Source organism: Leisingera sp. McT4-56, from assembly GCF_020514995.1.
GTDB classification, from domain to species: Bacteria; Pseudomonadota; Alphaproteobacteria; order Rhodobacterales; family Rhodobacteraceae; genus Leisingera; species Leisingera aquaemixtae_A.
On the sequence record NZ_JAJALF010000010.1, the window covers coordinates 40,658 to 65,041 of the forward strand.

General features: G+C 63.1%; 22 protein-coding genes. 8 read left to right on the plus strand and 14 right to left on the minus strand.

Annotated elements, in window-relative coordinates; genetic code table 11:
* Positions 1-91 precede the first annotated feature (91 nt).
* From LHL23_RS12810 to ihfB, 3 genes are read right to left on the minus strand one after another with little or no spacing between them, the layout of a single operon-like run.
* Complete coding sequence (locus LHL23_RS12810; RefSeq protein ID WP_226430124.1) at positions 92-745, minus strand: phosphoribosylanthranilate isomerase; 654 nt, start codon at positions 743-745, stop codon at positions 92-94.
* A 7-nt stretch (positions 746-752) separates the two neighbouring features.
* Positions 753-1,103 (minus strand): lipopolysaccharide assembly protein LapA domain-containing protein, encoded by a 351-nt coding sequence (locus LHL23_RS12815; protein WP_226430125.1) that lies wholly within the window; start codon positions 1,101-1,103, stop codon positions 753-755.
* Positions 1,103-1,426, minus strand: a complete 324-nt coding sequence (gene ihfB / locus LHL23_RS12820; protein ID WP_226430217.1) for an integration host factor subunit beta — start codon at positions 1,424-1,426, stop codon at positions 1,103-1,105. The genes LHL23_RS12815 and ihfB overlap by 1 nt, the downstream gene beginning before the upstream one ends.
* 494 nt (positions 1,427-1,920) lie before the next feature.
* Here ihfB and LHL23_RS12825 point away from each other — a divergent pair, with 494 nt between their 5' ends.
* The 3 genes from LHL23_RS12825 to LHL23_RS12835 all read left to right on the plus strand — a co-directional run bounded on the left by LHL23_RS12825 (position 1,921) and on the right by LHL23_RS12835 (position 4,937).
* Positions 1,921-3,282 (plus strand): ammonium transporter, encoded by a 1,362-nt coding sequence (locus tag LHL23_RS12825; protein WP_226430126.1) that lies wholly within the window; start codon positions 1,921-1,923, stop codon positions 3,280-3,282.
* Positions 3,283-3,432: 150 nt separating this feature from the next.
* Positions 3,433-3,654: a hypothetical protein gene (locus LHL23_RS12830; RefSeq protein ID WP_226430127.1), complete on the plus strand. Its 222-nt coding sequence runs from the start codon at positions 3,433-3,435 to the stop codon at positions 3,652-3,654.
* Positions 3,655-4,088: 434 nt separating this feature from the next.
* Entirely contained in the window at positions 4,089-4,937 is an 849-nt protein-coding gene (locus LHL23_RS12835) for a hypothetical protein (RefSeq protein ID WP_226430128.1), read from the plus strand.
* A gap of 142 nt (positions 4,938-5,079) precedes the next feature.
* Here LHL23_RS12835 and rpsA read toward each other — a convergent pair whose 3' ends face one another.
* The 3 genes from rpsA to LHL23_RS12850 form a co-directional block, all read right to left on the minus strand.
* Positions 5,080-6,759 (minus strand): 30S ribosomal protein S1, encoded by a 1,680-nt coding sequence (gene rpsA / locus LHL23_RS12840; RefSeq protein WP_065269590.1) that lies wholly within the window; start codon positions 6,757-6,759, stop codon positions 5,080-5,082.
* 271 nt (positions 6,760-7,030) lie between these two features.
* Positions 7,031-7,543, minus strand: a complete 513-nt coding sequence (locus LHL23_RS12845) for a hypothetical protein (RefSeq protein WP_226430129.1) — start codon at positions 7,541-7,543, stop codon at positions 7,031-7,033.
* 205 nt (positions 7,544-7,748) lie between these two features.
* Positions 7,749-8,390: an NAD(P)H-dependent oxidoreductase gene (locus LHL23_RS12850; protein ID WP_226430130.1), complete on the minus strand. Its 642-nt coding sequence runs from the start codon at positions 8,388-8,390 to the stop codon at positions 7,749-7,751.
* Between the two features lie 123 nt (positions 8,391-8,513).
* Here LHL23_RS12850 and LHL23_RS12855 point away from each other — a divergent pair, with 123 nt between their 5' ends.
* The gene (locus tag LHL23_RS12855) at positions 8,514-8,891 is read left to right on the plus strand and encodes a winged helix-turn-helix transcriptional regulator (protein WP_226430131.1); all 378 of its coding nucleotides are present in this window, start codon (positions 8,514-8,516) and stop codon (positions 8,889-8,891) included.
* Between the two features lie 53 nt (positions 8,892-8,944).
* Here the strand turns inward: LHL23_RS12855 and LHL23_RS12860 are convergent, their stop codons facing one another.
* Complete coding sequence (locus LHL23_RS12860) at positions 8,945-9,214, minus strand: DUF6525 family protein (RefSeq protein ID WP_226430132.1); 270 nt, start codon at positions 9,212-9,214, stop codon at positions 8,945-8,947.
* Between the two features lie 243 nt (positions 9,215-9,457).
* Here LHL23_RS12860 and LHL23_RS12865 point away from each other — a divergent pair, with 243 nt between their 5' ends.
* Both LHL23_RS12865 and LHL23_RS12870 read left to right on the plus strand, forming a co-directional pair.
* The gene (locus LHL23_RS12865) at positions 9,458-10,924 is read left to right on the plus strand and encodes a sulfatase-like hydrolase/transferase (protein ID WP_226430133.1); all 1,467 of its coding nucleotides are present in this window, start codon (positions 9,458-9,460) and stop codon (positions 10,922-10,924) included.
* A gap of 53 nt (positions 10,925-10,977) precedes the next feature.
* Complete coding sequence (locus LHL23_RS12870) at positions 10,978-11,370, plus strand: hypothetical protein (protein WP_226430134.1); 393 nt, start codon at positions 10,978-10,980, stop codon at positions 11,368-11,370.
* 39 nt (positions 11,371-11,409) lie between these two features.
* Here the strand turns inward: LHL23_RS12870 and LHL23_RS12875 are convergent, their stop codons facing one another.
* Both LHL23_RS12875 and LHL23_RS12880 read right to left on the minus strand, forming a co-directional pair.
* Entirely contained in the window at positions 11,410-14,607 is a 3,198-nt protein-coding gene (locus LHL23_RS12875) for a 2Fe-2S iron-sulfur cluster-binding protein (RefSeq protein WP_226430135.1), read from the minus strand.
* A 16-nt stretch (positions 14,608-14,623) separates the two neighbouring features.
* Positions 14,624-15,076, minus strand: a complete 453-nt coding sequence (locus LHL23_RS12880; RefSeq protein ID WP_226430136.1) for a MarR family winged helix-turn-helix transcriptional regulator — start codon at positions 15,074-15,076, stop codon at positions 14,624-14,626.
* Positions 15,077-15,250: 174 nt separating this feature from the next.
* Between LHL23_RS12880 and LHL23_RS12885 the strand changes: the two genes are divergently transcribed.
* Positions 15,251-17,539: an arginine/lysine/ornithine decarboxylase gene (locus LHL23_RS12885; RefSeq protein ID WP_226430137.1), complete on the plus strand. Its 2,289-nt coding sequence runs from the start codon at positions 15,251-15,253 to the stop codon at positions 17,537-17,539.
* Between the two features lie 73 nt (positions 17,540-17,612).
* On the opposite strand, the gene LHL23_RS12890 is transcribed toward LHL23_RS12885, so the two are convergent.
* Both LHL23_RS12890 and LHL23_RS12895 read right to left on the minus strand, forming a co-directional pair.
* Positions 17,613-19,997 carry a transketolase gene (locus tag LHL23_RS12890; RefSeq protein ID WP_226430138.1) on the minus strand — a complete coding sequence of 795 codons (2,385 nt, stop codon included), beginning with the start codon at positions 19,995-19,997 and terminating at the stop codon, positions 17,613-17,615.
* Positions 19,998-20,007: 10 nt separating this feature from the next.
* The gene (locus LHL23_RS12895) at positions 20,008-21,210 is read right to left on the minus strand and encodes a methionine gamma-lyase (RefSeq protein ID WP_226430139.1); all 1,203 of its coding nucleotides are present in this window, start codon (positions 21,208-21,210) and stop codon (positions 20,008-20,010) included.
* A gap of 115 nt (positions 21,211-21,325) precedes the next feature.
* On the opposite strand from LHL23_RS12895, the gene LHL23_RS12900 reads away from it, so the two are divergent.
* On the plus strand, positions 21,326-21,784 hold the full coding sequence (locus LHL23_RS12900) for an Lrp/AsnC family transcriptional regulator (RefSeq protein WP_222478904.1): 459 nt from the start codon (positions 21,326-21,328) through the stop codon (positions 21,782-21,784).
* Between the two features lie 21 nt (positions 21,785-21,805).
* On the opposite strand, the gene LHL23_RS12905 is transcribed toward LHL23_RS12900, so the two are convergent.
* From LHL23_RS12905 to LHL23_RS12915, 3 genes are all read right to left on the minus strand, one after another.
* Positions 21,806-22,288 carry a prepilin peptidase gene (locus tag LHL23_RS12905; RefSeq protein ID WP_222478902.1) on the minus strand — a complete coding sequence of 161 codons (483 nt, stop codon included), beginning with the start codon at positions 22,286-22,288 and terminating at the stop codon, positions 21,806-21,808.
* A complete protein-coding gene (locus LHL23_RS12910) occupies positions 22,285-22,857 on the minus strand; it encodes a helix-turn-helix transcriptional regulator (RefSeq protein ID WP_226430140.1) in 573 nt (190 codons plus the stop codon). Before LHL23_RS12910 ends, LHL23_RS12905 begins: the two co-directional genes overlap by 4 nt.
* Positions 22,858-23,375: 518 nt before the next feature.
* A complete protein-coding gene (locus tag LHL23_RS12915) occupies positions 23,376-24,377 on the minus strand; it encodes a type II secretion system F family protein (RefSeq protein WP_226430141.1) in 1,002 nt (333 codons plus the stop codon).
* Between the last annotated feature and the right edge of the window lie 7 nt (positions 24,378-24,384).

Sequence of the window (24,384 nt, forward strand, 5' to 3'; positions counted from 1 at the left end):
GATGAAGGCGCAAGCCTGGTATTTTCATCTTTAAAAATCTCTCAAATCCCGCCCTCAGCGGCATAGCAGAAGGCCGCAGCGGTGCGAGCCCTCAGCCGCGGGCGGCGTGGGCCGCCTTGGTAAAGGCCTCGATCAGGTCCGCATCCTTTTCACCCGGCGCGCTTTCGACGCCGGAGGAGACATCGACCTGGCGGGCGCCGGTCATGCGGATCGCTTCCGCCACATTTTCCGGTGTCAGCCCGCCGGCCAGCATCCAGGGTTTCTGCCAGTATTTGCGCGCCGCCAGCAGACGCCAGTCGAAGGCGAGGCCGTTGCCGCCGGGCAGTTCTGCCTCCTTCGGCGGTTTGGCGTCGATCAACAGCTGGTCGGCCACCTGTTCATAAAGCGCAATCTGGGGAATGTCGGCGGCATCGGCGATGCCCACCGCCTTCATCACCGGCAGGCCGTAGCGGGCGCGCACCTCGGCCACACGCTCCGGGCTTTCACGCCCATGGAGCTGCAGCATGTCGAGCGGCACCGCGCCGGTGATGGCATCCAGCTCCGCGTCCGAGGCATTCACCGTCAGCGCCACCTTGCACAGGCCCATGGGCGCCTCGATGGCTAGCGCGGCGGCCTGGGCGATGGAGACATTGCGCGGCGATTTCGGAAAGAACACAAATCCCGCATAGGCGGCCCCCGCTGCGGCAACGGCAGCCACATCCTGCGGGGTGCTGAGCCCGCAGATCTTGACCCGGATGTCCGTCATGACAGGCTCAGTTCGCGTCTTCGAGAAGTGCCAGGACCTCGTCCTTGCCTTCGTTCTTCTGCTTCTTGAGACGGGTCACTTCGCGGTTCAGCTTGCGCGCCTCGCGCGCTTTCTGGGCGGCCTCGCTGCGGTGCTTGTGCTCGCGGATCCATTCCCAAAGGAAACCGATCACCAGCCCGGCGCCAACCCCGCCCAGCACCACCACAAACAGCGGCAGCGCAATGCTGTAGTTGAAGCCGAAAAGTTCCGCCAAGGCCACAGGCATCAGTTTCAGCTCGACCACCGTGCTGTTGGCCAGACAAACGGACACCAGCACGATGGCCAGCGCCCCAAGAACCGCGTAGCGAATGTAACGCATCAGGCTTTCCCGTTCAGGCGGTCCCTCAAGAGCTTGCCAGTCTTGAAGAACGGCACATGTTTTTCCTCGACATTGACCGTCTCGCCGGTGCGGGGATTGCGGCCAACCCGCGCGTCCCGCTTCTTGACCGAAAAGGCGCCGAAGCCGCGCAGTTCGACCCGGTCGCCGCGGGCCATGGCATCGGTCACTTCCTCGAACACCGTGTTCACGATCCTCTCTACATCCCGCTGATACAGGTGCGGGTTTTCATCTGCAATCTTCTGAATCAACTCAGAGCGGATCATGTTCTTTTTCCTCCCAGGATGCCGGTATGTTTTGGCTATTATTCTGAGAGTATAGGAAAAATTCGTGCATGGGGGAACAAAATGCCGCGGGTTTGACGGGCAAATCGGCGGCTCTTCACCACCTTTTCAGCCCGTAAGCGCCCAATCCAGGGCGGCAAAGCGCCGCCGCGGCGCGGCATCCGCCCCCCTCCGGCGGCTGGCCCGCATTTTGATTCGGGAGTTGCGAGCCGCCTGCGGCTGTGCCCGAAATGCGGCAGTTCACCTGTTCAGCAGCGCGAGATGCGTCATCTGCCGGCCCCAGATGCCGCATATGAAACTTTATTTCCGTAAAGTAAAATTTTTCATTGTAAAGCGCCCCGCATCGCCCATGCTTTTCTAAACTAGGCGCGTCACATCAGCTGGCTGGACCTGGTGCCTATCGAACCGGCACGCCCTGCCCTTCCGGCGCAGCGCAGGCCGGCCTGTCAAAGCCGGTGGCCAACAACCGGCAAGAAGACAAACCAACATGGAGAAAACTGGAAATGCCATTGGACATGAGCGCGATACATGTAGAGCAAGTCACCCTGAACTCTTTGGTGCAGAACATCCTTTATGCATCGGGAATCGTCGGGGCCATCCTGGTCGTTGTCGGCCTGCTGCTGATTGACGCGGGCACCGCGCGGCGGCGGAACCTGTTCAACTCGACCATCGAAAAGACGCTGGGGTTCTTCCTCGGCTTTGCCACATATTACTTCATCGGCTTTGGCCTGTGGGCCGGGCAGTATTACATCATGGAAGGCGCGACCATGATGGATTCCATCAATGACTGGTGGCTTGGCGGCGCCATGACCAATGCGCTGGCGCATCACACCGACCCGGCCACCTTTCCGGGGCTGAATACTTTCCAGATCTTCATCTTCTTCCTGGCGGTGTTTGCCGGGATCATCAACATCCTGCTGCATTTCGCGGTGTCCGAGCGGATGAAGGCCGCGGCCTATTTCATCACCTGCATCGTGGCCGCGGTGGTGTCCTCGGCGCTCAGCTGGGCGACCTGGGGCTCGGTCGGGCCGCTGACCAATGCGGGCTTTCACGACTTCTTCGGCGTCGGCTTTGTCTACCTGTTCCCGGCCGGCATGGCGCTGGTGTTCACCCCGAAACTGGGCGCGCGCCCCGGCATGATGGAACCGCACCCGCGGATCTCGGCCTATCTGGCACCGAGCATCGGCCTGTGCGCGCCGGGCCTGCTGCTGATCTTTGCCGGCCTGCCTATGGTGATCCTGTCCTGCCTGTTCTTCTTTGATCCCGAAGCGCTGGCGGTCAGCGTCACCATGGCCGACACCAGTGTCGGCATCGCGATCAACAACTACGCCATGGTTTGGGCCGGCGGCGCCATCACCGGGCTGCTGATCGCCTATAGCACCGGCAAATACGCCTATACCCTGCTGGGGCCGCTGGCGGGCTATGTCGCTGGCGCGTCCGGCTTTGATGTCTACCTGCCCTGGCAGGCCTTCATCGTCGGCCTGGTGGCGCCCTTTGCGGCCTATGCGGTCTATGAGTTCACGCTGAAGCGCGGCATCGACGAGCACAAGCTGTTCCCGCTGTTCCTGGGCTGCGGCACCCTGGGCATGGTGATGCTGGGCCTGTTCAAGGCCGGAACCCCGCGCGGCGGCTTTTTCGGGATCGAGGAAGGCGCCTATGCGTTCCAGCACGGCGAGATCTCGCTGGTGATGCAGCTGATCGGCACGGCCGCCTGCATCGGCACCGGTGTGGTGACGGCGCTTGTGCTGTCCTTCATCCTGGAGCGGACCGTCGGCTTGAAAGTGTCCGAGGACGACCAGATCGACGGGTTGGACGGCAAGATCTGGGATCTGGAGCCGGATGTCGTCACCCATGCGGACAACGCGCAGAACGCCTGAACCGGCGTGTAACACGGAAGGCCCCGGCATCTGCCGGGGCTTTTTTCGTTTTGGCGGACGGGAATGGCCTTGCCGTGTCCGGCTGGCATTGCTGCTTCTGCGGCCCTTCAATCAACCAGCCCCGAAACGGAAAAATCGGCTATACTTGCCGTGATCGACAAAGAGGAGACCACCATGCTGTACCCGCTTGCCACGCTTGAGGCCGATAAACTCGACGCGATCAAGAGCTTGGAAAAGGATATCGGCAGCCCGGTGGTAGCGCTTGCCGGGGTTGAAGCCGACACTGCGACGCTACCGGAGGATCAGCTGAAAAGGCTGCAGGAGCTGGAAGAGGAGCTGGGCGTCGTGCTAGTGGCGGTGCGACCGAACTAGGAGGCCGGTACGGGCCCGCCGGTTCTCCGGCCAGAGATTTTAATTGGGCTATGCCGCAGCCGGCCTGGGACTAACGGGCACAGAACTGCGCGGCACATGGTGATACTGGCGGCGAATGCCGGGCAGGTTCTGCGCCGGCTGCCAACCGCTGGCAACTGACACACGCATTGCGGGTCAAAGAAAGCATTAGCCGGTTCCCGGCAATTCGGAGTTTCGCCCGGTTTTGGTATTTATAGGGCTGCACGGCAGAAGTTTTGGCAGGTTTTCCCGGTTTTGAGCCTGAATTTCGCCGCCAAGCCGTCTGCAGGCACTATGGCAAGAATGTGTCACTGGATCGCAAACAACGTTCGAAATTTCCAAAAACTTGGCAACTACCCCAACATGTTGAAGGCTGAACCACACAGGTAATCAATATCTTGAGGACTGGAGGCAGCATGAACAAACAAGAGGCTTCACCTTTCGGATTTCACGGAAATGAAAGGCCGCTTGCTCCGGCGAAGCTAGCGCTTTTAGCTGCGATTGCCGTCATCGGCAGCACCGCAAATGGTGAGGAATACATAGAGCCGGAGATGCCCGGCGTTCAGGTTGCAAATGCATTCGAAGAAGGCGCCCGCGCAATGATGTGCGAAAAGGTTGGCTTCTTGTCTTTTGTCTGGGCAATTGATCAGGAGTTGAAATCGCCCCAATTTCCGGATGCCAGCGTCCAGTACAGCGACAGCTTGATCGCCGTGACCCGCGACCGCAGCATCAACGGCATTTCGGTTCCCCAATCCGAATTCCTGTGGCGCGAAGCCCCGCGGAAATGGAAATACTCCGGCTTCGACGGCATAGAGCCGGTGACCGATTCCTGCACCGACATCACCGCGGAGATCGCAGCCTCTTTCATGGATTTCGCCGAGGCCGCCTCTTGGGGCTTGCCCGATTTGGAACAGCGCGCCGTATTGTTTGATGCGCTGGAGGACGACCTGCGCACCAGGCTCGAACTGGCCCAGATCGAGCGCGACGAGGCCAAACAAGAACTGGTTGCCCTGCGCGATGATTACTCAGGCCTGGAAACAGAGCTTTCACTGGCCAGAATGGCAGTGTGCGAGATCAGCAGCCGCACACAGGAAATGCTGGTGAATGCGTCGGCCGTCAGCGCGCCGGCGGGCCTCGAGGAGTTCTCGCACAATGCCGCAAGGCTCTTCGGCGGCGAGGATTGCAACGGGACGATCGAAGAGAACATCGAAGAAAAAATCGAAAACGCGGTGTTTGTCAGCACCGGGATGGCACCCCCGAAATAAGCCGGTTTCTGCGGCTCAGGCGCGGCGGCGCGCCCCGCCCTGTAGCTCACCGGATCCCCCGAGGATTTCCCCGCCAGACAAACAAAAAGCCCCGCAGAGATCTGCGGGGCTTTCTGTTTTCGAGCCGTGAGGCCGGGGACTATTAGTCGCCCGACTTCAGTGCGGCGCCCAGGATGTCGCCCAGCGATGCGCCGGAGTCCGAGGAGCCATACTGTTCCACTGCTTCTTTCTCTTCCGCGATCTCGCGCGCCTTGATGGACAGGCCCAGGCGGCGGGTCTTGGAGTCGACGTTGGTCACGCGCACGTCGACCTTGTCGCCAACCGAGAAACGCTCAGGGCGCTGGTCGGCACGGTCGCGGGACAGGTCGGAGCGGCGGATGAAGGACTTCATGCCTTCGTATTCCACTTCGATGCCGCCGTCTTCGATTGCGGTCACTTCCACGGTCACGATCGAGCCGCGCTTCACGCCGCCCACGGCTTCAGCGAACTTGTCGCCGCCCAGGGCTTTGATCGACAGCGAGATACGCTCTTTCTCAACGTCCACTTCGGAGACAACGGCCGAAACCATGTCGCCTTTGCGGTAGTTCTGGATCGCGTCTTCGCCGCGCTCGTCCCAGGACAGGTCGGACAGGTGAACCATGCCGTCGATGTCGCCGTCGAGGCCGATGAACAGACCGAATTCGGTGATGTTCTTGACTTCGCCTTCGACCTGGGTGCCTTCCGGGTGGGTCTCAGCAAAGACTTCCCACGGGTTGCGCATGGTCTGCTTGAGGCCCAGGGACACGCGGCGCTTGGCGCCGTCGATTTCCAGAACCATGACGTCGACTTCCTGGGAAGTGGAGACGATTTTGCCCGGGTGGACGTTTTTCTTGGTCCAGGACATCTCGGACACGTGAACCAGACCTTCGACGCCCGGCTCCAGCTCAACAAATGCACCGTAATCGGTGATGTTGGTGACGCGGCCCTTGTGCACGGAGGACAGCGGGTACTTGGCGCCAACCAGATCCCACGGGTCTTCCTGCAGCTGCTTCATGCCCAGGGAGATGCGGTGGGTCTCTTTGTTGATCTTGATGACCTGAACCTTGACGGTTTCGCCGATCGACAGGATCTCGGACGGGTGGTTCACACGGCGCCATGCCATGTCGGTGACGTGCAGCAGGCCGTCAACGCCGCCCAGGTCAACAAACGCACCGTATTCGGTGATGTTCTTGACGACACCGTCCACTGCCTGGCCTTCGGACAGGTTGCCGATGACTTCGGCGCGCTGCTCGGCGCGGGACTCTTCGAGGATCGCGCGGCGGGACACAACGATGTTGCCGCGGCGGCGGTCCATCTTCAGGATCTGGAACGGCTGCTTCAGACCCATCAGCGGGCCGGCGTCGCGCACGGGGCGCACGTCAACCTGCGAGCCGGGCAGGAACGCAACAGCGCCACCCAGGTCGACGGTGAAGCCGCCCTTGACGCGGCCGAAGATCGCGCCTTCGACGCGCTGATCGTCTGCGTAGGCTTTCTCCAGGCGGTCCCAGGCTTCTTCGCGGCGGGCCATCTCGCGGGAGATGACAGCTTCGCCACGGGCGTTTTCAGCGGCGCGCAGGAAGACTTCCACTTCGTCGCCGACTGCGATTTCAGCCGCTTCGCCGGGGTTTGCGAATTCTTTCAGATCAACGCGGCCTTCCATTTTGTAGCCGACGTCGATGATGGCCTGGCCGGCTTCGATTGCCAGCACTTTGCCTTTGACAACCGAACCTTCGTCCGGGGTGTCCATTTCGAAGCTTTCGTTCAGGAGGGCTTCGAATTCCTCCATCGATGCGTTTTGAGCCATGAGGTCTCAGGTTTCCTTTACTAGTGTTTCTGGCCGGGCGGTTGTCTCCGCCGGTCTTGGTTAAGCCAGTCCAGAACGTGGCCCGGAGCATATCTGATCAAACAAACACAAAGGGCCGAGGTAGTCCCCAGCCCTGCTCAGATATGCCGCCCGGGCGTTCGCCGCCCATGTTCTGACAGCGCGCGATATAGGCGGATTCCCAAGGTTGCGCAAGGGAAAAGCCCTGCATGGCAAGGCGGAACCGCATTTACACCGCCTGGAGCGGAAGGCCCTAGCGCCGGTCAGGGCCGCGCCCGGCCAGCCTCCGGTGCTGGTAGTCCTGTTCCAGCAGGACAACGGCAATTAGCAGGTATTCGACTTCAGCGCCCTCCCCGAGCAGCGGAAGATAGATTTCGGACGTGCTCCGGTAGGCTGGCAGCGGGCCGACATAGGGCAGCGACGCATGCAATGGCTGGCGGGAGGAAGCGGCTTCTGCAAAGCCGGTCCAGATCATCGAGCCGGGGCCGAACCCAGGATGTTCGGAGAGCCGGGTGCCAACGAATTTGTCGCGCAGCGTGTTGCTGAGCCTGCTGCGCACATAAAGTGCCTTGAAATCGGACAGTATCCCGCTTGCAGTGCGTTCGATCTCAAAAATGGACAGGATGCTTGGCGCGTTTTCAGCATTGGGCAACCCAAGCTCTGTCAGCCTTGGAAAAGCACCGTCCAACATGGCGCTCTTCCAAGTGAAGAAGATGCTCTTCAGCTCCGGCTGCAAATCACCTGCGGAGAAATCAGAACTGAACATCGCTTAGGCTGCCCCTGGCAAAATCACTCCACTCTGCGGCCCTCAGAATGCGGCAAGAGCCGTGCTATACAATAGCGCCCAGCTGTTAATGTAGCCTGAAATCAGTCTATTAAAGGTTTCCTCCTCAAATCGGCCGCCTTATGAGGCAGATCATCGGCACAGGCAGGCGGCCCCGAATGCCGCCCGCCTTCTTTCCTGACCGCTCTCAGGCGATCTCAGTCACGATGGTTTCGCGGGACTTGCGCACCTTTTTCATCGGCAAGAGCCAGTCGCCCTCTTCGGCGCGGTAGCCGAGCGGCAGCAGCAGGACCGAGCGCAGGCCCTTGTCCTTGAGGCCCAGGATTTCGTCGATCTTCTCCGGCGTGAAGCCCTCCATCGGGGTGCTGTCCACTTCCAGCTCGGCGGCGGCGGCCAGCGCGAATCCCAGCGCGATATAGGCCTGGCGGGCTGCGTGGTCATGATTGGTGCGCGCCTCGCGCGGCAGGTAGGTCGCCTTGAGGTTCTCGTAATACTGGTTCAGCATCGGGACCTCGCCGCGTTCCTCGGTCATCTGGCGGGTGACGGCGTCGATGCGGTCCTCGGAGTAGTTGTCCCAGGCGGCAAAGACGATGAGATGCGAGCCGTCGGTGATCTGCGCCTGGTCCCAGGCATGTGGACGGATCTGCGCGCGGATCTCCGGGTTGGTAATGACAAACACCTCAAACGGCTGGGTGCCGGATGAGGTCGGCGCCATGCGGATCGCCTCGATGATCTGGTCGACCTTCTCTTGCGGGACCGCTTTGGAGGGGTCCATCTTCTTGGTGGCGTAACGCCAGTTCAGCTTCTCGATCAGGGTGCTCTTGCTCATTTCTCCGGTCCTTTCGGGCCTTGTCTGAAAGGTGGTATAAATTTGTAACCGGCTATATAAGCGGTACCGTACAGGGCACAAGAAGGCACATTCCTGAGCCCCGGTTACACGGAGGGAACCACCATGGCGCAGGGGCAATGCCCGGAATGCGGCCGAATCAACGAAGTTCTGTCGCGGGTCGGCGACCGTTGGAGCGTGCTGATCGTGATCTCATTGGCGCAATACGGCGTGCTGCGGTTCAATGAGCTGAAGCGGCATCTGGGCATTTCCCAGCGGATGCTGAGCCTAACCCTGCGCGAGCTGGAGCGCGACGGGCTGGTCAGCCGCACCTATTACCCGACGATCCCGCCCAAGGTGGAGTATGCGCTGACACCGCTGGGTGAATCGTTCCGAGAGCCGGTCAAGGCGCTGGGGCTGTGGGCGCTGGAGCATCTGCCGGTGATTGATGCCGCGCGGGCGGAATTTGATGCCGCGGCGGAAGCGGAGAAGAAGACCGCCTGAGGGTTCAACCTGGCAGGAGGCCCGCCCCCCCCCTGCCGGGCACGATGAAGCCGTCACCTGCGCAAATCCCAGACGCCTGCGTCGCGCCGCAGCATGGCCTGTTCGGCGGCGTCCAGCCGGGCCGCTGCCGCGCCGGGATCGCGGCTGCCGCCCGCCTTGTTCCAGATCTTCAGGGCTGAGGCCGGGCTCCAGGGCAGGCAGGCGGTGGCCAGCCACTGCCGCAACCCCGGGGGCAAGGCATCATAGGCCTGCATCGGATCCCCTGCCCGGCGCCTGCGTTTGAGCCGGGACACCAGGTTGCGGCGCGGTCTGCGGTCAGCCATTGCGGCCGCACTCCTCAGCGGAAGCCCGGAAACCCGCCGCTTCACTGTCACCCGTCGTCGCCATGATCACTCTGCCTCGTGTTGCCTCCGCGAGTCACGTTGTTATGTCATAACATTTCAAATCTCAAGCGGATGCTTCTGGCTGGAAAAAGAAAGCATTCCGCCGCCCGGATGCCGCAAACTGGAAATCACACGCCGTCTTTTGCCGTCAGTCTGGGAGCAGCAGCCGAAAGGGAGGCATAGATGGGCCAGCAGCCGAATTTCCTTGTCATCATCTCGGACGAGCACCGCAAGGATGCGATGGGCTGTGCGGGCCACACGATTGTGAAGACGCCGAACCTAGACGCGCTGGCGGCGCGAGGCACGATGTTCACCGCGGCCTATACGCCCTCGCCCATGTGCGTGCCCACCCGCGCGGCACTGGCCACCGGCAACTGGGTGCACAAGTCGGGGCATTGGGACAGCGCGACCCCCTACGCTGGCAGCCCGCGCAGCTGGATGCATACGCTGCGCGACGCGGGCCGCGAGGTGGTGTCGATCGGCAAACTGCATTTCCGCTCTGCCGAGGATGACAACGGGTTCTCCGAGGAAATCCTGCCGATGCATGTGGTCGGCGGTGTCGGCTGGGCCGTCGGGCTGTTGCGGGAGAACCCGCCGCCTTATGACTCGGCGGCGGAACTGGCCGGCGATGTGGGCGCGGGCAGCAGCAGCTATACCGACTACGACCTGGCGATCACGGAAGCGGCGGAGGCCTGGCTGGCCGATCCCAGGCGGAAGAGGCAGCCGTGGGCGGCGTTTGTGTCGCTGGTCAGCCCGCATTATCCCCTGACTTGCCCCGAGAAGTGGTACAGTATGTACGACCCGGCAGAAATGGACCTGCCGGTGGGCTATGGCGCGGGCCTGCCGGATCACGAGGAGCTGCGCAATATCGCCGCCTTCTTCAACTACGATGATTACTTCGACGAACAGAAGATGCGCGAAGCCAAGGCGGCCTATTACGGGCTCACGTCCTTCATGGATCATTGCACCGGCCGGGTAATCCGGGCGCTGGAGGCAAGCGGCCAGCTGGGGAACACGGTGATCCTCTATGTGTCGGATCACGGCGACATGATGGGGGACCAGGGGTTCTGGACCAAGCAGGTGATGTACGAGCAATCGGCCGGGGTGCCGATGATCGCCGCCGGGCCGGGTATTCCGGCAGGGCAAATGGTGGCGACATGCACCAGCCTGACCGACATCGCCGCCACCGCACGCGAGGTCTGCGGCGTGGCGGAGGATGCGGAACTGCCGGGCGTCTCGCTGCGCGTGATTGCCAATGCACCCTATGACGAAAGCCGCACCGGGTTCAGCGAATACCATGACGGCGGTTCGAGAACCGGCGCATTCATGGTGCGCTGGGGCAAGTGGAAATACGTTCATTACGCCGGGATGCAGCCGCAGCTGTTCGACCTGGAAGGCGACCCGCATGAGCAGATGAACCGGGCGAAGGACGGGATGCATAACCCGGAGATCAGGGCGGCTCTGGCGGAAGGCGAGCAGCGGCTGCGGGCAATCTGCGATCCGGATGAAGTGAACACCCGTGCCTTTGCGGACCAGCGCCGCAGGATCGTGGAACTGGGCGGCGAGGAGGCCTGCCGCACGGCCTATGTGTTCAACCATACGCCGACGCCGGAAGAGCAGGACAAGATGCGCGAAGGCCCGGCACTGTAGCGCTTGCCGCGCGGACGGCCCTTGCCTAGGGTCGCGAGCGGGAGGGCCGTGCGATGACATTGGAAGAGGCAATTGCAACCCAGCCGCAGTGGGTGCAGATCTGGGTCAACATCCTGTTTCTGGGCGCCTTTGTGCTGCCGCTGGCACTGCTGATCTGGAAGCCCAGCCGGATCGCCGGACTGGTGACGGTGGCAGCGAGCCTGCTGGCGGGCGGCGGAGTTTACTGGATCTACGGGCAGCTGGGATATGTGCGGCTTCTGGGGCTGCCCCATGTGATCCTGTGGACGCCGCTGGCGGTCTGGCTGTGGCGTCAGCGGGCGCGACCGGACATGCCTGCCTGGCCGCGGCGGATCATCCTGATGGTCTGCGCGGTGATCGCGGTGTCGCTGGCGTTTGATTATGTGGACTTGGCCCGCTATCTGCTGGGAGAGCGGCAGCCGTTCTGAGCCGCCGCCTGCCGCCAGGTTTGCTGTCAGGCCTGCCGCCTAGAGGTCAATTTCCAGCACGCCTTCCGGCGCCTGCGCGCGGGACTGGCAAAGAATGATGGCCCCCTCGCGCTGCTTGTTCGAGAGCACGAAATCGCGGTGCTCTGCATCGCCGGAAATCAGCCCGCATTTGCAGACGCCGCAGATGCCGTCGGAACATTTCACATCCACGTGGATACCGCTTTCGGCCAGCGCCTCGGTGGCGGTCTTTTCCGCCGGCACCAGGATTTTGCGGCCCGATTTCGCCAGCTTCAGGGTGAAGGGATGGTTTTCGTATTCGGGCTGTTCGGGAACCGAGAAGTATTCCATGTGGCGGGCCTCTTCCGGGAAGCCATTGGCTTCTGCCGCCTCCAGCACGGCCTGCATATAGACCTCCGGCCCGCAGGTATAGACGTGGCTGCCGGGCACGTATTGCAGCACTTCGTTCAGGTCTGCGCGGGTGCCCTGATCGGAGAAATGCAGATGCACCTTGCCCGCCCAGGGGACGCTCCGTAGGTCTTCCAGGAACCCGGCATTTGCCATTTTCGAACAGGAGTAGCGGAACTCGAAATCCCGGCCCAGCGCGTGCAGCCGGTGGGCCATCGCGATCATCGGCGTCACCCCGATACCGCCCCCCATCAGGTAGGATTTGGCGGCATCCTCCACCAGCGGGAAGTGGTTGATCGGCTTGGAGATGAACACCATCCGGCCTTCTTCAAAGATCCGGTGCATCAGTCTGGATCCGCCGCGCCCGGTGTCCTCGCGCAGCACCGCGATCTGGTATTTCGTGCAGTCCGCCGGATCGCCCGACAGCGAGTACTGGCGAAAGAACTCCGGCGCGACGACCACGTCGATATGGGCACCTGCAGTGACCGGAGGCAGCGGGGCGCCGTCCGGCAGCGAGAACTCGTACTTGGTGACGGCTGCCGTCATGTGCTCCACCTTCGACAGACGCACGCGCATCACCGGCGCATCATCCTGGTCTGCGGTATAGACATGCTCCGGCGGCAGGCCCTGCGCGCGGCGGCGCTTGTGCTCCGCTGCGGGGATCATCGCCTGATAGGCGGCGATCCCGGCCTCGCGGTCCATCGGCGCGGGCCAGGCATAAGGCGGCGGGGCCAGCGGTGCGGGGTAGACCGCCAGGGTCTGATCCTCGAATTTCAGGTCAAGGTCCTTGGACAGCTTGCGGGCGTTCACGGGATGCTGCGAGGGGGCATAGGGCCCATCCTCCACCATCTCCAGATCCCACCACCATTTCTTGGTGCCGTTCACCTCGCCATTGCCCAGCGCGTCATCGAGCTTTGCCAAGAGCGGCGCACTGCCGGGCACATTCATCGCGGCCCAGCGGAACGGCGCCTCGGCAAACAGGCCCTCCAGGTTCCAGGGGCAGGTCTTCATGCAGCGGCCGCACATTGCGCCGCCGGGCACAGTGACGCGGTAAGTGGTGCATTTCTGGCTGTCGGACTTCCAGATTTCATAGCCGTTGAACATCAGCTTGGGCCCGGCGGTGATGGCACCGGAGGGGCATTCGCGGGCACATTTATTGCAAGCCTCGCAGAACCGCTGCAGGCCAAAATCTACCGGCTTGTCATGCGCCATTGGCAGGTTGGTGGTGACGGCACCGGATTTCAGGCGGGGGCCGAGGAAGGGGTTCAGGATCACCTCGCCGATGCGGGAGACCTCGCCGAGGCCGGAGAGCAGCAGCAGCGGCGGCTGCAGCACCTCGCCGTCCATCACCGAATGCACCCGGGCGGTATAGCCGAGGTTGCGGATCTGCTGCGCGATCACCCCGCCCAGCAGAGAAAACCGCAAGTAGGCACGCATCGACTGGGCGCAGGCGATCCAGTCGTCGCCGGAGGCGCCCTCCATCGTTTCGTGGCCTTGGTCGATGATCATGCTGATGGCGTTTTCGTGGTAGGGCGCCAAGGGGTCGCCCGCCGCGTCGTGGGAGTAGTAGGCCCAGTCCGGGCAGCGTGAGATACCCACCGCGTCGCAGCCAAGGAAATAGGCCGCCGCCTTGATATTGGCGGCGTTGCGTGCAGCATCGGCGGCGCTGGGGTCAACCTGCGGCACGGGCTCGCCGTCCTGCAGCAACACGAAGGCCGCAAGCGAGGATCGAAAGGCAAAGGCAGAGGAGGACTTGCGGACATAATTGCCGTTCTTCGCCGCCTCCTGCGGGCCTTTGCCGAGGTCGCCGAACAGGGAACGCGCAAACATGTCGGCGCGTTTCGGGACCCGCGCGACGTTCACCTCGTCAATATAAGTGGTGGGGTCTGCCACCCGCTTCAGGGTCTCGAACGGGTGCGGGCCGTCCATGAAACGGCGCTTGGCATAGGGGTCGCGGGTGGCGGCGCCTTTGGCGTGGGCGCCAAGGCCCAGCCGGTATTTGAGCCCCGGCGTCTGTCCCGGTACCAGCGGCAGATCTGCGGCCAGCTCCAAGGTGGTGGTGACGGCGGCGATGCCGAAACGGCTGCCGAGGAAGGGGTTTGTCAGCACGCCGTCCTCATAGGTGGCAAGCCCCGCCTGCACCGCCAGCTTGCCCAGGTGCACATCACTGGCGGCACCGGTATGGGCGCGCGCCTCCCACCCCAGAAGGCGGATGTAGTTGGCGAGCGTCACCACGGTTTCCGCCGCCCGCAGGCAGGCGCGCTGGCCCTGTGCATCCGGCAGCCAGTCAGAACCATCTTCCCCGGCCTCGGGGTCGCGGGGGAATTCGTAGACATAGACCAGCGCGTGCGTGTGGTGGCGGCAGTCCGCGGGCGGGGCCTGCATCGCCTCACGCAAGTTCGCCATAACCACGTCAATGCCGGAGGCAAAGGTCTTGGTCTGCTTGCTGCGCAGCGTTTCCTCCAGCGCTGCCACATCCGGGTTCACCAGCGGCGCGTCCAGCCAAGTGCTGGAGGGCACCGCGCAGGCACCAGCAAGCGAGGCGTCGCAGAAGTAGCCAAAGGACTTCAGATGATCGCTGCGTTCATGCAGACTGGCGGGAATTTCGGCGCGTTCCTTTTTCACCAGTCCCTCGCGGGTGGCGTCCAGCATCGCCTGGTAATCGCGCATGGCGTTGACGAGGGAGAGCGGCGCATCGGGGCGGCGGAAGCTGACCTGCGCCAGCGGCGGCAGTGCGTCCAGTCCTTCCGGCCCGGCCTGCCGGGTCAGGGTCTCCATCGGGTACGGACCCAGGTGCACGGGCCGGTTGCGGTAGGAAAACAATTTGCCCATGGATGGCCCCTTTGAGTTACAGCTTGGCGACGATGCGCGGCTCGTCCTGCAGTAGTTTGACGGCGGAGTGGCGCAGCGCGGACAGTTCTGCGCCGCTCAGTTTGGCCTCGAAATACGCCGCGTTCTCCTGCGCGATGGGCAGCACCGCCTGCAGCGCCGCCTGGCCCGCGGCGGTCAGCGCCACCCGGATTGAGCGCCCGTCGCCCTCTCCGCTGCGGCGGGTGATCAACCCGCCGGCCTCCATCTGACGCAAGGCGCGGGAGGTGGCGGTGCGGTCGATGCCGATGAAGTCCGCGATCCCGGACGGGGTCGCCAGCCCTTCCTCCCCTGCGGCCAGCAGCACGCACCAGGTGACACGGGTCAGCCCGTATTCGGCGATGCGCTGTTCAAAACGGCGTTCGATCACACGCGCCAGCATGGTGATCTGGTAGCCGAGGGATTGGTGCAGGTGGAAGGGTGTCTGAGTCATGATAATTGACAATGTCAATTATTTGCCCATCAAAAGCCAGCGAATTCTGCACATGCCCTCTTGGCGGCCTTTACGGATAGGCGTAACGCGAACTGCGCCCTGCTGCGGGCGTTGCATCATTGCGGGCAGCCTGTATCCTCAAAAACAGGGCTGGATACCCGCTAGGAGAACAGCATGAAATTCCGCTTTCCCATTGTCATCATTGACGAAGATTTCCGCTCCGAAAACTCCTCAGGCTCCGGCATCCGTGCCTTGGCACAGGCCATTGAGGATGAAGGGTTCGAGGTGCAGGGCGTCACCGGATACGGCGACCTTTCGCAATATGCGCAGCAGCAGTCCCGCGCCAGCGCCTTTGTGCTGTCGATCGATGACGAGGAGTTCACCCCCGGACCGGATCTGGACCCCGCGGTAGTCGCCCTGCGCACGTTTATCGAGGAAGTGCGCTGGAAGAACGCTGATGTGCCGATTTACATCTACGGCGAGACCAAGACCAGCCGCCACCTGCCCAATGACATCCTGCGCGAGCTGCACGGCTTCATCCATATGTTCGAGGACACGCCGGAGTTTGTAGCGCGCCACATCATCCGCGAGGCGAAGAGTTACCTGGAGAGCATCCAGCCGCCGTTCTTCAAGAAGCTGTTGGATTATGCCGAGGACGGCTCCTACTCCTGGCATTGCCCGGGGCATTCCGGCGGCGTGGCCTTCCTGAAGAGCCCGGTCGGGCAGATGTACCACCAGTTCTACGGCGAAAACATGCTGCGCGCGGACGTCTGCAACGCGGTGGAGGAGCTGGGGCAGCTGCTGGACCACAACGGCGCGATCGGAGCGTCAGAGCGCAACGCGGCGCGGATCTTCAACGCCGATCACTGCTATTTCGTGACCAACGGCACCTCGACCTCCAACAAGATGGTCTGGCACCACACGGTGGCACCGGGCGACGTGGTGGTGGTGGACCGAAACTGCCACAAGTCGATCCTGCATTCGATCATCATGACCGGTGCCATCCCGGTGTTCCTGAAGCCGACCCGCAACCACTGGGGTATTATCGGCCCGATCCCGCATTCAGAGTTCGAAATCGGCAGCATCAAGGCAAAGATCCGTGCCAACCCGCTACTGGAGGATGTGGATGCCGACGCGGTGAAACCGAGGATCCTGACGCTGACTCAGTCCACCTATGACGGGGTGCTCTACAACACCGAGGTGATCAAGGGGCAGCTGGACGGCTATACCGAGAACCTGCATTTCGACGAGGCCTGGCTGCCGCATGCGGCCTTCCACCCGTTCTACGGCAGCTACCACGCGATGGGCCGCAAGCGGGCGCGCACCAAGCACTCGGTGACATATGCCACCCAGTCCATTCACAAGCTGCTAGCGGGGATCAGCCAGGCCAGCCATGTGCTGGTGCAGGACAGCGAGGAGACCAAGCTGGACCGGCATCTGTTCAACGAGGCCTACCTTATGCACACTTCCACCAGCCCGCAGTATTCGATCATCGCCAGCTGCGATGTGGCGGCGGCGATGATGGAGCCGCCGAGCGGCACCGCGCTGGTCGAGGAAAGCATCATGGAGGCGCTGGATTTCCGCCGCGCCATGCGCAAGGTCGACGAAGAATACGGCGCCGATGACTGGTGGTTCCAGGTCTGGGGCCCGGAGGATCTGGCCGAGGACGGCATCGGCAGCACAAAAGACTGGGTTCTGAGGAGAACCGATGCCGACGGCGTGCAGGCGGGCGGCGAGGACAGCTGGCACGGCTTTGGTGACATGGCGCCGGGCTTCAACATGCTGGACCCGATCAAGGCCACCATCATCACCCCGGGCCTCAACCTGGACGGCCGGTTCGAGGACTGGGGCATCCCGGCCTCGATCGTGACCAAATACCTGGCCGAGCACGGCGTGGTGGTGGAAAAAACCGGGCTCTATTCCTTCTTCATCATGTTCACCATCGGCATCACCAAGGGCCGCTGGAATTCGCTGCTGAGCGCGCTGCAGCAATTCAAGGACGACTTTGCCCGCAACCTGGCCGTGCCGCGGGCGATGCCGGAGTTTTGCGCCAGCCAGCCGCGGTATGAGCAGATGGGCCTGCGAGACCTGTGCGCGCATGTGCATGCGCTATACGCCAAGAACAACGTGGCGCGGCTTTCGACCGAGATGTACCTGAGCGACCTGACCCCGGCAATGAAGCCAAGCGATGCCTTCAGCCATATCGCCCGGCGCACCACCCAGCGGGTGCCGATCGACGATCTGGAGGGGCGTATCACCACCAGCCTGGTGACCCCCTACCCGCCTGGGATTCCGCTGCTGATCCCGGGCGAGGTGTTCAACAAGAAGATCGTGGAATACCTGAAGTTCAACCGCGCCTTCGGGCGGGAATGCCCGGGGTTCGAGACCGACATTCACGGGCTGGTGCAGGAGACCGGCCCTGACGGGCTGACCCACTATTTCGCCGACTGCGTGGCGGAATAATGCAAAAGGGCGGCCGTGTTTCCGCGCGGCCGCCCCTGTATTGAACCGTGGCTGCGATGGCAGTGCCAGGCGATCAGCCGGCCGGTACCGCGTTGCTGACACGTTTGCCGGCGGTTAGCCCGTTCACCTTGGCAACGATGGCCGCGGCATCCAGCCCGTGGTGGCGGTAGAGATCGCCGATGGTGCCGGTCTGGCCGAAATGCTCCACCCCCAGCGGGATGGTCTGGTGGCCTGCAACCCCGCCCAGCCAGGCAAGCGTCGCAGGGTGGCCGTCGATCACGGTGATCACCTTGCAGTGCGGCGGCAGGCCACCCATCAGCGTTTCGATATGGGATTTGGCGGCGGCGTTGCCGCGCGAGCGCGCCCGCTGCGCCGCGGTCCAGCCCGCGTTCAGCCGGTCGGCAGAGGTCACCGCCAGCACGCCCACGTCGCGGCGGCTTTCGCCGATGATGCCCGCGGCCTTGATCGCCTCCGGTGCCACTGCGCCCTGATAGGCGATCACCACATCGCAGTTCGGCCCCGGTTTGCGCAGCCAGTAACCGCCGTCGATGGCCCCCTGGCGGAAGTCCTCATCGGCGCGCTTGCCGGGCTGCTCCATCGGGCTGGTGGTGAGGCGCAGATAGACCGAGCCGCCGGTCTCGTCGCGCAGCCAGGTGCGCTCATCCGGGTCGCCCTCGCCGTCGCGCTGCAGGTAGTCAAAGGCCCATTCCATGATCACTGCCAGCTCATCGGCAAAGGCAGGCTCAAACGCCGCCAACCCGTCCTGCGACATGCCGATGAGCGGCGTGCCGATGGACTGATGCGCGCCGCCTTCGGGCGCCAGCGTCACCCCGGAGGGGGTGCCGACGATCATGAAACGCGCGTCCTGGTAGCAGGCATAGTTCAGCGCATCGAGACCGCGGCAAACAAAGGGGTCGTAGACGGTGCCGATGGGGATCACCCGCTTGCCGAACAGCGAATGCGACAGCCCGGCGGCGCCCAGCAGCAGGAACAGATTCATCTCCGCGATGCCCAGTTCCAGATGCTGGCCCTCTGGGGCGAAGTTCCATTTCGCGGTGGAAGGGATGCGGTGCTCGATAAAGGCATCCTTTTGCACCTCACGCGCAAACAGCTTGCGCCGGTTGACCCACGGCCCCAGCCCGGTGGTGCCGGTCACATCGGGCGAAGTGGTCAGGATCCGCGCCGCCAGTTCGCTGTCCTCCTTGGACAGATCATCGAGGATCTTGCCAAAGGCCATCTGGGTGGAGATTTCGCGGGAGGTGTCGATGGCAATCGCGGGCACCGGCAGCGTCGCGTCGAAATGGCGGCGCGGGCCTTCGGCAAAGAACGGCACCTGGCGAAGAAAACCTTGCAGCGCGGCGGGGTCGGAAACGGTGGCGAAGGGCTCCCACTCCTCCCCTGCGGCGACGCCCATATGGGCCTGCCATTCCGCCATCTGCGCCTTGGTCATCAGACCGCCGTGGTTGTCCTTGTGGCCGGCAATCGGCGTGCCCCAGCCCTTGACCGTATAGGCCAGGAAACAGACCGGGCGGTCGTGGTCGATGGATGCGAACACATCCGCCATCGTCTCCACGCAGTTGCCGCCGAGGTTTTCCATCAGATTCGCAAGTTCCTCGTCGCTGCGCCTGGCGATCAGCGCACTGACATCGCCCTGATCGCCCAGGTCATTCATCAGGTGCTGCCGCCATACCGCGCCGCCCATGTAGGTGAGCGCGGAATACTGCTGGTTCGGGCAGGCGTCGATCCAGGCGCGCAAAGCTTCGCCGCCCGGCTCCTTAAACGCGGCACGCTGCAGGGTGCCGTATTTCACCCGCACCACGTCCCAGCCGAAGGCGTCAAAGATCTTCTCGATCCGCTCGAACAGACCTTCGCGAACGATGCCGTCCAGCGACTGACGGTTGTAGTCGATGATCCACCAGGTGTTGCGCAGATCGTTCTTCCAGCCTTCCTGCAGCACCTCGTAGATGTTGCCCTCGTCCAGCTCGGCGTCACCCGCCAGCGCCACCATGCGGCCGGTGCGGGCGTCCTGCCCCCAATCCTTGGCGGTGATGAAATCCTGCACCATCGAGGCCAGCGCGGTGATCCCGACGCCAAGGCCGACCGAGCCGGTGGAGAAATCCACGTCATCCACGTCCTTGGTGCGGCTGGGATAGCTCTGCACCCCGCCGAAGCCGCGGAAGTTCTCCATCTTCTCGCGCGTCTGGTTACCCATCAGGTACTGCATCGCGTGAAAGACGGGCGAGGCATGCGGTTTCACCGCCACACGGTCGCCGGGCTTCAGTGCAGAAAAATACAGCGCCGTCATGATCGATACCATCGACGCCGAAGAGGCCTGATGCCCCCCGATCTTGATCCCGTCCGCCTTGGGGCGGATGTGGTTCGCGTTGTGGATCATCCAATGCGACAGCCACAACAGCCGCTGTTCGATGGTCTTGAGGTGGGTCAGATCGGGGTGCATGGCTCTCTCCTTACTCGGCGGCGTGCTGCACAGGGGCGGGCAAGGCCTGTTCCAGGTCGGCCAGGATGTCGGCCACATCCTCCAGCCCCACCGACAGGCGGATCAGCCCGTCGCTGATGCCATGCTCGGCGCGCTCTTCCGGAGAATAGGTCGAATGGGTCATCGAGGCCGGATGCTGAATCAGGGTTTCCGCATCGCCCAGCGACACCGCCCGCTGGATCATCTGCAAGCCGTTCATAAAGGCGATGCCGCCGTGCAGGCCGCCCTCGACCTCAAAGGCGATCATGGCACCGGGCTGCGCCATCTGGCGCTTGGCGACATCGGCCTGGGCAAAGCTGTCATGGCCCGGGAAGGAAACCGATTTCACCGCGGGGTGAGCGGCCAGATAATCCGCCACGGTTACAGCAGAAGCGCAGTGGCGGTCCATCCGCAGCGCCAGGGTCTTGAGGCCGCGCAGGATCAGCATAGCGTTGAAGGGCGCCATCACTGCGCCGGTCATGTCCTTCATGCCGACCAGGCGGATTTCACCGATTTGCTCGGCGGTGCCCACGACAAGGCCTGCCACCACATCGCCGTGGCCGCCCAGGTATTTGGTGGCGGAATGCAGCACGATGTCGGCGCCCAGTTCGATCGGGCGGGTCAGGTAGGGGGTGGCGTAGGTGTTGTCGACCACCACCTGCGCGCCTGCGGCATGGGCAACCTCCGCCGCCGCAGCAATGTCGACCAGCCGCATGTTCGGGTTGGCCGGGGTCTCGAAATACACCACGCGGGTTTTATCCGAGACAGCGGCGCGCAGATTTTCCATGTCGGTCATGTCGACATGGGTGATGGTGACGCCCCATTTCGCCAGCCCGTGGCGCATGAAGGCAAAGGTGCAGCCATAAAGCGTCTTGTCCACAATCACCTCGTCACCGGGGCTGAGCAGCGTCCACAGAACCGCGGTGATGGCGCCCATGCCGCTGCTGAGCGCCAGACCCGCCTCGGCGCCTTCCAGCGTGGCGATCCGCTGCTCCAGCAGGTCGCAGGTCGGGTTGGAGATCCGGCTGTAGATATGGCCTTGGCGTTCGCCTGCGAACATCTCGCCGCCGGCCTCGGCGGTCTCAAATGTGAAGGTCGAGGTCAGGTGCAGCGGCGGCGTCAGCGCGCCTTCGTTGTCCTGCGGATCATAGGCGTGGTGGATGGCACGGGTGGCAAAGCCGCCGGAGGTTTTCATGGGATGCTCCTGTCTGTTGTTACAGGCATCATCCGCCTGTTTCGGCGGCAATGGATTGCGAATTATTTCTGATCAGATACAGATATTGGCAGATTCTGCCAAACAGGACCTCAAAATGGACAGCAAGGACCGCCAGATCATCCGCGCCCTGCAGCGCGACGGCCGGATGACCAACCAAGACCTGGCGGAGGCGGTAAACCTCTCCCCCTCCCCGTGCCTGCGGCGGGTGCGCAATCTGGAAGCCCAAGGCGTTATCCAGGGCTACAGCGCGGTGGTTGATGCCAAATCCTACGGACTGCCGATCACCGTCTTTGTCCGCATCAAGCTGGAGCGGCACGGCGAGGCGGACGTGAAGAATTTCGAGCGCAAGATGCAGCTGATCGACGAGGTGCTGGAATGCCACGTGCTGACCGGTGCAATGGATTACCAGTTGCGAGTGCTGGTGCCGGATCTGGAGGCCTACGAGGAATTCATCCGCAACCGCATCCATCCGGTTGGCGGCATTGCCTCCATCGACACCAGTTTTGTCTATGGAACGGTCAAGCGGACGGCTGTGTTCCCGCCCGCCCGCTGAAGGCCGGGGCAGGCCGCGCTGTCAGGCTCCGGCGGCTAAAACAGTCAGCAAAAACAGCAGCGCCAGGGAAATTGCCGCCCCCATAGGCATTTTCCCTGGCGTCTGAAGCGAGGCCCAGTGCCGCCAGCCGGCGGCGGCCTCCATCCGGCCCAGCAGCATGAGCGCAAAGGGCACGGCCAGCATGGCCGCGCTGAAGCTCCAGGCAAAAGTTGCCAGCGCGGAAGACGGCACGAAAAGCAGCGCCAGCGCCATCATCTTGACGTCGCCGCCCGCCAGCACCCGCCCGCAGAACAGCGCAAAGCACAACGCGAAGACGACCCCCGCAGCCAGCACGCGCAGCCCGGTTTCCGCCAGCGGCAGCAGCGGCGCGGTCAGCAGGAAAACAGCAGCCAGCCCCAGCATTGTCCTGTTGGACAGCCGCAGGTAGCGCAGGTCGCCCAGCCCGGCATAGATCAGCACCGGGCTGGCCGCGGCCAGCGGCAGCAGTTCCGCGAAGCCCGTCATGCGGCTGAGTTGCGCCGCGGCGTCTGCCCGGCGAAGGTGTCAACCGAGACCAGCTGATAGACCAGTTCGCTCATGTTGCGGGTCTGCGTCTTGGCATAGATGTTGCGCAGATGCGTGCGCAGGGTCGATTTCGAGATCCCCAGGTCCGACTGCACCCGCTTGGCCGGCTGGCCCTTGCTCAGCAGAACGCAGACCCGGTATTCGGCACGGCTCAGCTGGGCCGGATTGTCCATGCTCAGCAGATGCGCCTGGACCTCCGCGGTGCGGCCGGTGCGCTGCTCCTTCAGGCAGGCCTCTGCGTAGAGCCCGGGCGACCGGTTGGTCCAAGTCCGCACCAGGGTGCCGGATATGATGTTCAGCAGCGCCTGCTGCACCGCCCCGGGCCGGGTTGCAAAATGCAGCTCCAAGAAATCCGTGTGCTGCTTGCCGGAGGACAGCGGGATCACCGCCAGCTCCACCAGTTTGCGGGCGCTGTGAAACCGGTCCAGCATCGGATCCGCCTCCTCATCGCTCATGGATTTATACCAGATCAGCCCCGGCTTGGCCTTGTCCAGATAACTGCCCAGCACTGAGCGGGCAAAGGACCGCTCCAGTTGCGGGCCGTTTCTGCCGCCTGCACCTTTGTCAAAGAAAATCGAACCTGAAGCCCGCCCCTTGCCGGTTGATACCCTGCAAATTGCAGCTGCTTCCCCATTAATGGCCGCCGCCAGTCCGCTCAACGCGTCCCTGAAAGGCGCACGGCCGTGCAAACACTCACACCATCGCGCAACAGGCGCAATCATTCCGGCCTCAGCAGCCCGAACGGTGTGGGTGTCAAAAAGCGCATTGGTCCCCATAACGCGCATCCCCCCACAGCAATACTAACTATTAACTTAGCGCTTTTAGTGACTTAGCAAGCGCTCATACAAAACGACTCCTTATTGCGTCCCTTCATGCTGGCGAGTTCGCTCAATTACGTCAAGAATTTGGCAAAAATTGCAGCTACCAGCTCAATTTTACAACTTTTAGCTGATTTTTTTGGTATTCCGGCATCATACGCCGGAACCAATTGCGGCCAAACGGCAGCAATTGTCCAACTGCATGCGAATCAGCTTGCGACGAAACGGATGTAGCGGATCACAACCGGGCCGATGGTGATCATGACCAGCGCAGGCAGCATCAGCGAGGCCAGAACAGCCGACATCTTGACCGGCAGCTTGCTGGCCATTTCCTGCGCCCGCATTTCCCGCTGGCTGCGCAGATCATCGGAATAGGTGGCCAGCGCCGAGGCCATGCTGGTGCCGAACTGCATCGACTGCAGGGCAACATTGGCAAAGGAGCGGACAGTCTCCACCCCGGTGCGGCTGGCCATATCCAGAAGCGCGTCGCTGCGCGCGCGCCCGGCCTGGATCTGCCGCTGCACGCTGAGCAGCTCAAAAGCCAGATCCGGCGAGACCTGGGCCAGTTCGTTGCCCACGCGGGTCATCGCTGCATCAAACCCGAGCCCGGAATCGACGGATATCCGCATCAGGTCCAGGGCGTTGGGAAAGGCGTCCTCGATCCGGCGGCGGCGGGCGGCGGCACGGGCGTTCAGCACATAAACCGGGCCGAAGAAGCCGGCCCCCACCAGCCCGCTGAGCGTCTGGAATACCTGCATGTTGGTCCAGCCCGCCACCTGCGCGGTAACCGGGTTGGGCGGCAGCAGGCCCGGTGTCTTGGCGGCGGCAATGACCAGCAGCAGCAGCCCCGGCACGGCCAGTCCCAGCAGGACCCGGATCAGAGTGAAATTGCGCAATGCCCCGGCCTGGGAAAACCCCGCCTGGGACAGCTTGTTCTCCAGTTCCGACCGCTCCGTCAGACTGGCAGGCACAAAGGCCTTCATCAGCCCGCCCGGTTTTTCCGCCGGCGCCTTGAGCAGCGCCAGATCGCCGGATCCGCGGCGGCGGGCCGCGCTCAGCGATGACAGCCGCACCGCGGCGGGGGATTTCCGGGCCAGGCCGGCAGCAGCGCCGAAATAGAGCAGCAGCACCGCGGCTGCAGCACCGGCCGCAGCCAGCCCGCTGGCTGTCAGACCGGTTTGGTTCAAGAAGCCGGTAAGGAACTCTTCCATGGCTAAC

Excerpts from the sequence above, each read along its gene's own strand:
- LHL23_RS12905 (WP_222478902.1), bottom strand. The coding sequence starts at position 22,288 with ATGACGGGCTTCGCGGAACTGCTGCCGCTGGCCGCGGCCAGCCCGGTG.
- LHL23_RS12845 (WP_226430129.1), bottom strand. The coding sequence starts at position 7,543 with ATGTTCAGTTCTGATTTCTCCGCAGGTGATTTGCAGCCGGAGCTGAAG.
- LHL23_RS12890 (WP_226430138.1), bottom strand. The coding sequence starts at position 19,997 with ATGCACCCCGATCTGACCCACCTCAAGACCATCGAACAGCGGCTGTTG.
- LHL23_RS12825 (WP_226430126.1), top strand. The coding sequence starts at position 1,921 with ATGAGCGCGATACATGTAGAGCAAGTCACCCTGAACTCTTTGGTGCAG.
- LHL23_RS12895 (WP_226430139.1), bottom strand. The coding sequence starts at position 21,210 with ATGAAAACCTCCGGCGGCTTTGCCACCCGTGCCATCCACCACGCCTAT.
- LHL23_RS12835 (WP_226430128.1), top strand. The coding sequence starts at position 4,089 with ATGAACAAACAAGAGGCTTCACCTTTCGGATTTCACGGAAATGAAAGG.
- LHL23_RS12900 (WP_222478904.1), top strand. The coding sequence starts at position 21,326 with ATGGACAGCAAGGACCGCCAGATCATCCGCGCCCTGCAGCGCGACGGC.
- LHL23_RS12865 (WP_226430133.1), top strand. The coding sequence starts at position 9,458 with ATGGGCCAGCAGCCGAATTTCCTTGTCATCATCTCGGACGAGCACCGC.
- LHL23_RS12875 (WP_226430135.1), bottom strand. The coding sequence starts at position 14,607 with ATGGGCAAATTGTTTTCCTACCGCAACCGGCCCGTGCACCTGGGTCCG.
- LHL23_RS12810 (WP_226430124.1), bottom strand. The coding sequence starts at position 745 with ATGACGGACATCCGGGTCAAGATCTGCGGGCTCAGCACCCCGCAGGAT.
- LHL23_RS12870 (WP_226430134.1), top strand. The coding sequence starts at position 10,978 with ATGACATTGGAAGAGGCAATTGCAACCCAGCCGCAGTGGGTGCAGATC.
- LHL23_RS12815 (WP_226430125.1), bottom strand. The coding sequence starts at position 1,103 with ATGCGTTACATTCGCTACGCGGTTCTTGGGGCGCTGGCCATCGTGCTG.
- LHL23_RS12885 (WP_226430137.1), top strand. The coding sequence starts at position 15,251 with ATGAAATTCCGCTTTCCCATTGTCATCATTGACGAAGATTTCCGCTCC.
- LHL23_RS12850 (WP_226430130.1), bottom strand. The coding sequence starts at position 8,390 with ATGAGCAAGAGCACCCTGATCGAGAAGCTGAACTGGCGTTACGCCACC.
- LHL23_RS12855 (WP_226430131.1), top strand. The coding sequence starts at position 8,514 with ATGGCGCAGGGGCAATGCCCGGAATGCGGCCGAATCAACGAAGTTCTG.
- LHL23_RS12860 (WP_226430132.1), bottom strand. The coding sequence starts at position 9,214 with ATGGCTGACCGCAGACCGCGCCGCAACCTGGTGTCCCGGCTCAAACGC.
- rpsA (WP_065269590.1), bottom strand. The coding sequence starts at position 6,759 with ATGGCTCAAAACGCATCGATGGAGGAATTCGAAGCCCTCCTGAACGAA.
- LHL23_RS12880 (WP_226430136.1), bottom strand. The coding sequence starts at position 15,076 with ATGACTCAGACACCCTTCCACCTGCACCAATCCCTCGGCTACCAGATC.
- LHL23_RS12915 (WP_226430141.1), bottom strand. The coding sequence starts at position 24,377 with ATGGAAGAGTTCCTTACCGGCTTCTTGAACCAAACCGGTCTGACAGCC.